Source organism: Aeromonas sp. HMWF015, from assembly GCF_963878965.1.
Classification (GTDB): Bacteria; Pseudomonadota; Gammaproteobacteria; order Enterobacterales; family Aeromonadaceae; genus Aeromonas; species Aeromonas veronii.
On the sequence record NZ_CAWNZT010000281.1, the window covers coordinates 5,972 to 7,674 of the forward strand.

Annotated in this window: 2 protein-coding genes; one reads left to right on the forward strand and one right to left on the reverse strand. The window is 60.0% G+C overall.

The annotated features are described in order from the left end of the window. On the reverse strand, nucleotides 1-565 hold a 565-nt coding region (grpE, locus tag AACS18_RS14525), incomplete at its 3' end, for a nucleotide exchange factor GrpE (RefSeq protein ID WP_108612535.1). Between the two features lie 291 nt (nucleotides 566-856). Between grpE and nadK the strand changes: the two genes are divergently transcribed. Further along, the coding region (gene nadK, locus AACS18_RS14530) for an NAD(+) kinase (protein ID WP_108612534.1) at nucleotides 857-1,703 on the forward strand (847 nt) is incomplete at its 3' end.

The following is a 1,703-nucleotide window of genomic DNA, read 5'->3' on the forward strand; positions in this document are numbered from 1 at the left end:
CTTTGGCGATCATCACCATGGCCGGACGGATCACCCGACCGTTGAGGTCATAGCCCTTCTGCATCACTGCAATGACGGTGTTCGGGGCCACATCGGCACTCGGCACCATGCTCATCGCCTGATGGGCGTTGGGGTCAAACGGCTGGTTGATCGGGTCGAGCGCCACCAGACCAAACTTGGCCACGCCGCTCTGCATGGATTTCAGGGTCAGCTCGACACCTTCGATCATCGGCTTGAGGGCTTCGTTCTCCTTGTCGGCCAGTTCGATGGCACGCTCAAGGTTGTCCAGCACCGGCAGCAGTTCATTGGCGAACTTCTCCAGAGCGAATTTGTGCGCCTTCTCCACATCCAGCTCGGTACGACGGCGCAGGTTCTCCATCTCGGCGGCGGTACGCAGGGCGCGTTCACGCTCTTCCGCCGCTTTTTGGATGGCGGTTTCCAGCTGCGCTTCCAGTTCGGCAATGCGGGCCTGCTCGGCTGTCACTTCACTGTCTACATCGGTCGGCTCGACTGGCTGGGCTTCCACTTGCTCCATCGCTTCAACCTTTTGCTCTTCGTGGTTCATGACATCTCCAATTCCGGGGTTACTTATGAGGGCCCTGACGTCTGGTTGAGCGACCGGACGACAACAGACCGACTATGTTGGCGCTATTATGGGGATGCATCCCCGGCTTTCAAGGGGTAAAGGGCAATCAGGGTTGCTGAATAGCCGCAACCGGCGGTTTATCCGGGTTACCGCTCACCGTTTAACCAGTAACCTCAAGGGGATAGCCACCCCCGTCACACGGGAGAGCGTCACAAGCGGAGCAAAGCACTGTATACTGGCCCGCAATACCCATCCCAGATCTGACTGACTATGGATTCTCCGTTCAAAACCATCGCCCTGATTGGCAAACCCCACCATGAGGGGGCCAACCAGACGCTGACCGGCCTGCATCAATACCTGACCGCCCGCGGCTTTCGGGTACTGGTGGAGAGCCGGGTCGCCCAGACCCTGAGCATCCTCGATGAAAACGTGATGGATCTGGTGCAACTGGGCCAGCAGGCCGATCTCGCCATCGTGGTCGGCGGTGACGGCAACATGCTGGGGGCGGCGCGGGTTCTGTCACGCTTCGATGTGGCGGTGATCGGGGTAAACCGGGGCAACCTCGGCTTTCTGACCGATCTCTCGCCACAAGATTACCTGCTGCCGCTGGAGCAGGTGCTCTCCGGCCACTACAAGAGCGAACACCGCTTCCTGCTGGAAGCCTCGGTCTATCGCCACGGCGAGCGCAAGTCGAGCAATCTGGCGGTCAACGAGGCGGTACTGCACCCGGGCAAGATCGCCCACATGATCGAGTTCGAGGTCTATATCGATGGCAGCTTTATGTATAGCCAGCGTTCGGACGGCATCATAGTCGCCACTCCGACCGGCTCCACCGCCTACTCCCTGTCGGCAGGTGGTGCCATCCTCACCCCCAAGCTCAACGCCATCACACTGGTGCCCATGTTCCCGCATACCCTCAGCAGTCGCCCCATCGTGCTCGATGCCGACAGCGAAGTACGGCTGCTGGTCTCGCCGGATAATCAGGACGATGCCATGCAGGTCAGCTGTGACGGTCAGGTAACCCTGGCGGTCCACCCGGGGGACGAGATCCTGATCAAGAAGAGTCACCACCAGCTTCATCTGGTGCATCCCCTCGACTACAGCTACTTCCACGTGC